At 33.7% G+C, this 10,176-nt stretch carries 7 protein-coding genes; 6 read left to right on the plus strand and 1 reads right to left on the minus strand.

The window, feature by feature from the left end; genetic code table 11:
• Positions 1-297 precede the first annotated feature (297 nt).
• Positions 298-2,523 carry a helix-turn-helix domain-containing protein gene (locus ACFE0M_RS10925; protein WP_434545797.1) on the plus strand — a complete coding sequence of 742 codons (2,226 nt, stop codon included), beginning with the start codon at positions 298-300 and terminating at the stop codon, positions 2,521-2,523.
• Between the two features lie 199 nt (positions 2,524-2,722).
• Here the strand turns inward: ACFE0M_RS10925 and miaA are convergent, their stop codons facing one another.
• Complete coding sequence (gene miaA, locus ACFE0M_RS10930; RefSeq protein WP_434545798.1) at positions 2,723-3,637, minus strand: tRNA (adenosine(37)-N6)-dimethylallyltransferase MiaA; 915 nt, start codon at positions 3,635-3,637, stop codon at positions 2,723-2,725.
• A gap of 55 nt (positions 3,638-3,692) precedes the next feature.
• Between miaA and ACFE0M_RS10935 the strand changes: the two genes are divergently transcribed.
• The 5 genes from ACFE0M_RS10935 (at position 3,693) to ACFE0M_RS10955 (ending at position 10,034) form a co-directional block, all read left to right on the plus strand.
• The gene (locus ACFE0M_RS10935) at positions 3,693-6,971 is read left to right on the plus strand and encodes a PAS domain S-box protein (protein WP_434545799.1); all 3,279 of its coding nucleotides are present in this window, start codon (positions 3,693-3,695) and stop codon (positions 6,969-6,971) included.
• Position 6,972: 1 nt separating this feature from the next.
• Complete coding sequence (locus ACFE0M_RS10940; protein ID WP_434545800.1) at positions 6,973-7,350, plus strand: response regulator; 378 nt, start codon at positions 6,973-6,975, stop codon at positions 7,348-7,350.
• A gap of 83 nt (positions 7,351-7,433) precedes the next feature.
• Positions 7,434-7,709: a hypothetical protein gene (locus ACFE0M_RS10945; RefSeq protein WP_434545801.1), complete on the plus strand. Its 276-nt coding sequence runs from the start codon at positions 7,434-7,436 to the stop codon at positions 7,707-7,709.
• On the plus strand, positions 7,706-8,467 hold the full coding sequence (locus ACFE0M_RS10950; RefSeq protein WP_434545802.1) for an MBL fold metallo-hydrolase: 762 nt from the start codon (positions 7,706-7,708) through the stop codon (positions 8,465-8,467). Before ACFE0M_RS10945 ends, ACFE0M_RS10950 begins: the two co-directional genes overlap by 4 nt.
• Before the next feature lies 1 nt (position 8,468).
• Positions 8,469-10,034 (plus strand): NFACT RNA binding domain-containing protein, encoded by a 1,566-nt coding sequence (locus ACFE0M_RS10955; RefSeq protein ID WP_434545803.1) that lies wholly within the window; start codon positions 8,469-8,471, stop codon positions 10,032-10,034.
• The last annotated feature ends 142 nt before the right edge of the window (positions 10,035-10,176 follow it).

Consider the following 10,176-nt stretch of genomic DNA (forward strand, 5'->3'; position numbering starts at 1 on the left):
GGCTATAGTTTGCAGTAAATTCACTTCGGTGATAATTACAAAAGGCTTTTGCTCGCTAAAAACGACTTTGTAGCAGCTACTCTTTTAAGTCCCAAAGGGACGAGCTTATGGTAACTTAGTCCTTACCAGCGTATCTAAGCCCCATAGGGGCGACCTTATATATCCACTCGGATTAAAAGGATCGGAAAATTCCTTACAAAAACTATGCTCTCCTAAAATTTCCATCCCTCCTATTTTTCTAAAAAACACATTTTACCTACTTTTACAATTAAACTAAAACCTTTTGAACACAAGATTATGTCACAGCACAAACTGACCGAAGTCGCCAAAATTGCCGTACGATATGTGAACACCACCAACCGATTAATTTTTCTTACAGGGAAAGCAGGAAGTGGAAAAACTACTCTTCTTCGCTATATCATCAATAATACATATAAGAATGTAGCGGTTGCTGCGCCCACTGGAATTGCCGCTATCAATGCCAAAGGTGTTACTTTGCACTCCTTACTCCAGCTACCATTTGGAACTTTTATTCCCGAGGACAATACAGTTGATTTCTCCAGAACCAGCGAGCAAATCAATACCCCTAAAACATTTTTACAACAGTTTAAAATGTATGGCAATAAGCGCCAGATTATCCGAAATCTTGAGTTATTGATCATTGATGAGGTCAGTATGTTACGTGCTGATATTCTAGATTGCATGGACCTAATTTTAAGAATGGTCAGAAAAAATCCAGAGCCATTTGGGGGCTTACAAATCATGTTTATTGGTGATTTAAACCAGTTACCTCCGGTTATTCGTCAGCATGAGTGGCAGTATTTAAACCGATATTATAAAACTGGTTATTTCTTTGAAGCTTTGGCTTTACAAAAAACTGAGATGATTTATATTGAATTGGATAAAATCTTCCGTCAATCAGACCCTGAGTTTATGGCTATTCTGAATAGATTAAGGGACAATCATCTTTCAGAAAAAGATATTGAAAAACTGAACGAACATTATGAGGAAGATATTGAAGAATCTCAAAAAGAGGGCTATATCAATATTACAACCCATAATCGAAAAGCCGATTTAATTAATGAAAAAGCATTAAAGTCACTCAATACAGAAGAAAAAACCTACAAAGCAGAAATTGAAGGTGATTTTCCTGAAAATATGTTCCCTCTGCCTGAAAAACTGAACTTTAAAATTGGTGCTCAGGTGATGTTCATTAAAAATGACAGCAGCGGTGAAGCACGCTATTTCAACGGGAAAATAGGGGAAATATCCGAAATGAATGAAGACACCATCAAAGTTAAACTGAAAAATCCTAAGGATGAGGTAACTGTCGAGCGATATGAATGGATGAACCAGCGATACAGTTTAGATAAATCCACAAATGAATTGCAAGAAAAATGGCTGGGAACTTTCAAGCAATTCCCTTTAAAGCTGGCTTGGGCAATAACCGTTCACAAATCTCAAGGCTTAACTTTTGAAAAAGCCATTTTGGATCTGTCAGATAGCTTTGCTCCAGGGCAAATGTATGTGGCACTTTCGAGACTTACGGGATTGGATGGTTTAATATTATCAAAACCCATTAGCAATATTCCATTTGAATTGGACACAAGTCTAAAGCAGTTTGAGCATAATAAAAAAGACAATGAAACGCTCAATCAAAAATTAGCTTCAGATAGAAAATCTTTTATCTTCAATACCGTACGAAACACTTTTGATTTTCAAGATTTGATGAAAGATTTAAATTTCCATTTGGGAAGTTTCAATAAAAGTGAAAACCGCTCTCTCAAACAACAATATGCCGATTGGACTAGAGCAAAAAAAGAGCAGTTTGAGGAAATCAATAAAATCGGACTGAAATTTCAAAGTTCTTTGGCTCATTATGAAGCAAAAGAAGAATATCTAAAAGAGCTAGCGGAAAGAGTAGATAGCGCTGAAGACTACTTTAAACCTAAGGTTAAAGATTTATATGATGCCTTTAAGGCGCATTTGATCGAAACTTCCAAACAAAACAAAGTAAAAGCATATCTAAAGGAACTCGAAAACATAACGGAGCAACTGAAATCCAAACTTTTGGAAATAAGTAAAACTGCCATGTTGGTTACAGCGGCCTCTGAAAATCGCATTCTATCAAAAAAAGACCTTCATCAATCTTCCACTTTTGAAGAGGCTAAAAAAGATGCAAAGGGAAAGAAAAAGAAAGCTAAAAAAGATAAAACACCTACTGCAGAAATCTCTTATAATCTATTCAAAGAAGGCTTAAATGTAGATGAAATTGCTGCTAAAAGAGAATTGGTGCCAGGCACTATTTTAGGACATCTTTCTAAATATATAGAGACGGGTGAAATTGAAGCTTCGCAATTAATGGATGCTATTAAATTAGAACAAATATGTCAGGTAATGGCTTTGGATGAAGTTAAAGGTAGTGGAGACGTGAAAGCCAGATTAGGTGATGAATTTACTTATGGAGAAATCAAGATTGCTTGGGGGCATTTTAGAAAAACTCATCCACAAGAAGCCTCCTAAATTCCCCTAAGGAAGATTTTGGCCTTGTGCCTTAGGCAATGTCAGTACTGAAGGTCGGACATTGAAGCATTGGAAGTTGGAAGCATGAAGCTGGAAATTTAATAAAGAAATAAGGTTGAAAATAAATGGAATTAAATTACCGAGTGAAATATCCGCACCTGAAAAGCATGAAAACTCGTAAGTTTTACTATCTGTCCACTCAGCTAATCTTACTTTCTAAATAATCAACAACCTCATCTTTATTTTCAGCTGAAAACCAAACAAATCCCTCATCCCTTTTAAACCAGGTCATTTGTCTTTTGGCATATCTTCGGCTATTTCTCTTTAGTAATCTGATGGCCTCTTCCTTATCATATTTACTAGCCAAATAGTCAAAAATTTCTGTATAGCCAACTGTTTGCAATGCATTGAGATGCTTAAACGGATACAACTTTTCCGCTTCTTCAAATAGACCCTCTTGGATCATCTGATCCATTCTCAAATTGATTCGCTCATATAATTCTTCCCTTGGTCTTTCCAATCCAATTTTTATAATATTAAATGGTCTTTCAATCTGTTTTTCTTGGGCACGGTAAAAACTCATATTCTTACCTGTGGAACGGAATAATTCCAAAGCCCGAATTAAGCGCTGTGGATTTTGTTGATCTACAATCTCAAAATATTTAGGATCTGATTGGGCTAATTCCTTTTGTAAATACTCGATTCCATTTTTTTCATATTCTAAATTAAGTTTTTCTCTTATTTCAGCAGGAATTTCCGGCATATCATCAATTCCTTCACAAAGTGCCTTTACGTAAAGCCCGGATCCTCCCACCACCAAAACCACATCATGAATTTTAAATAAGTTATCGAGCAAATTGAGCGCATCTTTTTCAAACTTTCCCACATTATAATCATCATGAATACTTAGTGAATTAATAAAATGGTGCGGAACTCCATCCATTTCTTCTGTAGTGGGTTTAGCCGTTCCAATTTCCATTTCTCTATAAAATTGACGAGAATCAGCTGAAATTATTTCAGTCTTGAAACGTTTTGCAAAATGAATAGACAATGAAGTTTTACCTACGGCTGTTGGACCTGCCAATATCACTATGGTTTTTGATTTTTTAGTCAAATTTGATATTTAAATTAATCTTAAAAGCGTAAATTGAGCTATAAATTTAGGAATTTTGGATTTACAAAAATACGATAAAGAACAACTTATAAAAGAAGTAGAGAAATTACGCTTAGCACTCTACCAGAATAAATATTTATTGAAAAATTCCAGACATCTGGAAAACAGCATGTTCCCGGAAGAGGGAATTGATTTAAGTATGGAGTTCACAATAGATGGGCGTATTATAAAAACCAATAAAAACTGGCGAAAGAGTCTGGATTACTCTAATCAGGATTTAAAACATATATTCATAAGAGATATTATTTTCCCTGATGATTGGCATAAATTTCAAAATGTTACTGAAAAAGTAAATCAGAATAAGAGCCAAGAATTATTAGAAGTTCGATTAAGCTCTAGAAATAATGATAAAATACATGTGACTGGTATTTTATTAAGCAATGTGAATAACAGAAATATAATTGCAAATTTTCAGGACATTACAAACCAAATTCATGCCCAAAAAGCTCAGAATCTATTTTATGAAATCACAACTCTTACTTTAAAGAGCAATGATTTAGATGGACTCTTCAAAGGTATCCATGAAAAATTAAAAGAAGCCATGGATGCGGATAACTTTTTCATTGCGCAATTTAGATTTGAAAGACAAGAATTATTCTTCCCATATATACATGATGAATTTATAGAAGATTCACCCAAATCTATGTCCTTTGAATACAAAAAAGGACTATGCGAATATATCTACCATCAAAAAAAATCAGTACTATTAAAGGAATCAGAAATAATGGATTTGATTCTGGAAGGTAAAATCAATCAATATGGCACCATTCCAAAAGCATTTTTAGGGGTTCCATTTCAAACAGAAAAAGGCACGCCCGGGGTCATCGGGGTTCAAAGTTATAAAGATGAAAATGCATTTCAGAACCGAGATTTAAAATTACTTAACTTCATCTCAAATCAGGTTTTACTTTCAGTAGAAAGAAAATTTATTGAAGAAAAAATCAGCACACAAGCTGCTAGACTTCAATCAATTTTTAATAGTAGTAATCATATTATATGGTCAATCAATAAAGATTTTAGACTCACCTCATTTAATGAAAATTTTGAGTATGAATTTTTACAATATTTTAGTTTCAAACCTAAAATCAATACTGATTTAAAGGGTAGGTTTATTAATTCTGTATTACCTATGGAATCTTTAGGTTTCTGGAAAGAGAAATTTACTCGTTGTATAAACGGGGAGACTTTAAATTTTGAAATTGAATTACAAAATCCTCAAGGAACAGATACGATTTGGAAAGAAATCTTTCTCAATCCGATATATACAGAAAGCGGTGAAATAACCGGTCTTTCAGGCATAGCCCATGATATAACTGAAAAGAAAATCAACGCACTAAATATTCAGAAAAGCGAATTGAAATTCAGAAATATATTTGAATCCTTTCAGGATATTTATTTCAATTGCCGGTTTAATGGGGAAATCATATTAATAAGTCCATCGGTAAAAGACAACATCGGATATGAACAGGATGAAGTAACAGGAAACAACATCACCAATTATTACCTATATACTAAAAAAACGAAAGATTTATTAAAGAAATTAGTATCCAGAAGAAAAGTTCAAAACTTTGAAGCAACCCTTATTACTAGAGATGGAAGACTTGTAAATTGCATTTGTAACGTCCGACTTGTAAGGGACAAAGATAGCAGAGAAGTGACTATTGAGGGGGTTGCCCGAGATATCACTAAATTAAAGCAAGCCAACAGGGAATTATTGCATGCTAAAAATGTGGCAGAAAACTCATTAAAAGTGAAAGAGCAATTCCTTGCCAATATGAGCCATGAGATAAGAACTCCTATGAACGGTGTAATTGGCATGGTCGATCTGCTTTCTCAGACTAAGCTTAATCCTGAACAAATGAATTTTGTATATACCATCAAAAAGTCATCAGAAACTTTGTTGACTATTTTGAATGACATATTGGATTTAAGCAAAATTGAAGCAGGTAAGATGAAAATACAACCTCACATAACTGAGGTAAAATCAATATTCGAAAAAGTATTAAACCTATTTAGCCAGCAAGCCAAGCAAAAGTCAATCGATTTAAGCTTTAAAATAGATAATGAAATTCCAAAATATTTAAAATTAGATGAAACAAGAATTATTCAAATTGTTTCAAACCTGACTTCAAACGCTTTAAAATTCACCGAGAAAAACGGAAAAGTATTATTGCATATTTCGAAGGAAATAAAAGATAACTTATATAGAATTGCTGTTGAGGATACGGGTATAGGCATATCTGAAAATGACCAACAGCAATTATTTAAACTATTTACCCAAGTAGATAATTCTAGCACAAAAGCATTTAGTGGTACAGGACTAGGGCTTGCTATCTCCAAACAATTGAGCAGTCTGATGGGCGGCCAAATTGGAGTCAGTTCCGAACCGGATGAAGGCAGTGTTTTTTGGTTTACATTAGTAGGTGAAGAACCAACTAAAGCAGAAATTGAAGTGTTTGAAAATAATCGCCAAAAAGTCGCAAAAAGTCCTAAACTGAATTTTGAAAGAGATAATGCGCCTTATATATTAATTGTTGATGACAATACAATTAACAGACAAGTTGCCAGCCAAATATTGATGAAATCGGGCTTTAAAACAGATTTGGCATTCAGTGGCCCTGCCGCCATAGAAAAAGTAAAAAACCATGATTATGATTTAATTTTAATGGATATTCAAATGCCCATTATGGATGGCGTTACTGCTACCAAAGAAATTAAGAAATTACCCAAAACCATTCCTCCGATTGTTGCCATGACGGCTTATTCCATGAAGGAAGATCGGCAGAAATTTTTAGATATGGGCATGGACGACTATTTAGCAAAGCCTATCGTTTCCAGTATATTGTTAGAGGTCATACAACAAAATTTACCTGATTTCAAGCCTAAAAATTTTATACCAGAAGAAAAACCCCAAACAAACAAAAATGGAAATGACCTTGAATTAATTGATAAAACAACGCTTGAACAACTTAGTAAATATGCTGATAAACCAACTATCAAATCCTTCTTTGAAGAGTTTGAAATTGAAGCAAAAAGTTTGATATTGGAGAGTATAAATGCTGAGAAGACTTCGGACATCGATAAAATATTGAGTAATTTGCATACACTTAAAGGAAATGCAGGAACACTTGGTATTCGCTCCTTGGAAAAACAGGCAAAAAAAATAGAATCCGATTTAAAAAAAGAAAAAACCGAAAAGCTAATAAAGGACTTAAATCATTTATTAGATAATTTTAATAAATTTACCAATAATTATCAGTCAATATTAAAATAAGATGGCAGAAACTAAGAAAGTACTTATTGCAGAAGATAGCTCGGTAATCCAAAACCTTACCAAAAAAATTCTCATGATGCAAAATTACAGCATCCACTCCGCTAAAAATGGAGAGCAGGTATTGAAGGCATTGGAATCAGATACTTATGATATCATTCTAATGGACATCAATATGCCTAAAATGGACGGAATGGAATGCACAAGAGCTATAAGGGCATTGGATGACAAAGCAAAATCCTCTATCCCTATCATAGCTATAACCGGTAACGCCAAGAATTACAGTATAGAAGATTTTAAGGAAGCCGGCATCAACGAATATTTACAAAAACCACTCAATTTTGATCAATTGGTTGAAACAGTGAAAAAATTAACTAATTAATCACTTAATCAATAAACAAAGTATCAATAATATAGTATTTGATACAATAATCAGAATTGTGTAATTAATTTTAAATATTAAATATGCAGATAAAATACACGAAATCATTCCTTAATAAATTAGAAGATGTTTTCTCGGAATCAGATTACATTCTTAGATATGAGAAAGGAAATTTTAAATCAGGTTATTGTGTATTGAAAGATCAAAAAATTGTCATTATCAATAAATTTTTTGACACTGAAGGAAAAATCAATTGCTTAGTGGATATTTTAAAAAATATAGAATTAGATACCAAAACACTTAGCGATAAAAACAAAAATTTCTATTTAGAACTGCAACAAACAGAACTCGCACTTTGAAGGTAACATTTCTAGGAACAGGAACATCGCAGGGAGTTCCCGTAATCGGATGTGATTGTGAAGTATGTCGCTCACTTGATTACAGGGACAAAAGATTAAGAACTAGTATTCATGTAGAAATAGGGGGTAAAAGCTTAGTTTTTGATACAGGCCCTGATTTTAGAACTCAAATGTTAAGGGAGAGAATCAATCATCTAGATGCTGTTATCTATACCCATGAACATAAAGACCATACGGCAGGCTTGGATGATGTTCGATCTTATAATTTCAAGCAAAATATGGATATGCCGATTTATGGTAGAAAACAGGTGCTTGAACAAATCCAAAAAGAATTCGCCTATATTTTTGCCAAAAATAAGTATCCAGGAATACCAAAAGTACAATTATTCGAAATCGACAACCATCCTTTTCAAGTTGAAGGAATTGACATTCAACCAATTAACGTCTTGCATTATAAGCTCCCTGTTTTTGGTTATAGAATTAATGATTTTACTTATATCACGGATGTAAATCACATACCCGATGAAGAAAAATATAAAATACGGGGAAGTAAAGTGGTGGTATTAAGTGCATTGCAAAAGAAATCTCATCTTTCCCATTTCAACCTGGAACAGGCCATTGATATGGTCAAAGAATTGGAAATCCCGCAGGCATATTTTATCCATATGGGCCATAGAATGGGATTGCACAGAGACATAGAAGAAGAATTGCCTGAAGGTATGGAATTGGCTTACGATGGACTCCAAATAACGCTTTAAAATGCATAATAACTATTATGTATTCCGACAATTATCAAAGGAATTAGAAGCTAAAATAAGCGGAAGCAAACTATTGGCTTGTTTTAGTCAGAGCCGTGATGAATTGATATTAGGTTTTAATCAAGCAAAGGAAGATTTTTACATTAAAGCATCCTTACTACCAGAATTTTCTTGTTTAAGCTTTCCCAATCAATTTGCTAGAACAAAAAGCAACAGCGTTGATTTATTCACTGACTTTGTAGGTAAAAAAGTGAAAAGTGTACAGCAATTTGATAATGAAAGATGTTTTTCCATTCATTTTGAGGAAGATTGTGCTTTGCTTTTTAAAATGCATGGAAATAGATCGAATATAATTAGTTTTGAATCTCAAAAAGCCACTGAACTATTTAGAAACAGCTTTCCACAAGATTTGGAACTTAGTTTAAATGAATTGGACAGACCTATTGATCAAAGTAAAGAGGCTTTCTTTCAATACGATGGGAACTACCAAAAGCTATTTCCTACTTTCGGGAAACTCATCAAGCAATACTTCCAAAGTATAAAACTCCAAGAAAAAGATTTAGAAGAACAATGGGAAATCATTTCTTTGTTGGAATCGGATATCAAGAACGCTGAGAAGTTCTACACCATATTATGGAATAATGAAATTCATTTTTCTTTGCTGAAAATTGGTGAAATCATTAAAGAAGAGGATAGTTGTCTGGAAGGTATCACACAATTCTATTATACCTACTCCAAAGAAAACTTCATACGAAAAGAAAAAAAACGGCTTACCAAACAACTGGAAAAACAAAGAAACCAAAGTCTCAATTATATTAAAAAATCCAATCAAAAATTGGAAGAAGTGCTCGAAAAGCCAGGATATAATCAGTTAGCTGATATATTAATGGCGAACATGCATCATATTCCTCCACATGCAAAAGAAGTAGAGCTTTTCAATTTTTATACCAATGAAAATATTGTAATTCCTCTAAAATCTCATTTGAGCCCACAAAAAAATGCGGAAAACCTTTACAGAAAATCAAAAAACCAAAAAATTGAACTTGAGCAGTTGGAAGCTTCTATAAAACAAAAGGAGTTAGAATTAAAAGAAGTAGAAAGCAAATTAGCTGAAGTTAATGATGCTGAAGACATAAAAGCCATTAAGAAACTAATCAAGCAAAATCCGCAAAAGGAACGAGCTCAAGTTGAATTGAAGGTGCCCTACAAAAAGTTTGAATTTGCTGGATTTACTATTTTAGTGGGAAAAGGTGCAAGAGAAAATGATGAATTGACATTAAAATATGCCAAGAAAAATGATTTATGGCTACACGCAAAAGATGTTACCGGTTCTCATGTAGTAATCAAACAACAAAGCAGTAAACCATTTCCGCAGGAGGTAGTAGAAAAAGCAGCACAAGCAGCCGCCTTTTACTCCAAAAGAAAATCGGACAGTTTAAGTCCGGTAATTGTCACGCCCAAAAAATATGTAAGGAAACCAAAAGGCCTACCACCAGGTATGGTGCATGTAGATAAAGAGGATACTATTTTGGTGAAGCCCGAGGCTTGGTGGATAAGCACTCAATAGTTCGCCTTTTTTAGCGGGAGTATCTCATAAACTGTGTAAGTTCTAAAATAGAGCTTACGAAACAGTTTTATGACCTCGGAAATTTAGGGAGTGATTTTGTAAAAATCGCTACTTAAATTTCGAGGAGCCCGCGGCAGGCGCT

It is taken from the genome of Marivirga sp., from assembly GCF_051117495.1.
Taxonomy (GTDB): Bacteria; Bacteroidota; Bacteroidia; order Cytophagales; family Cyclobacteriaceae; genus Marivirga.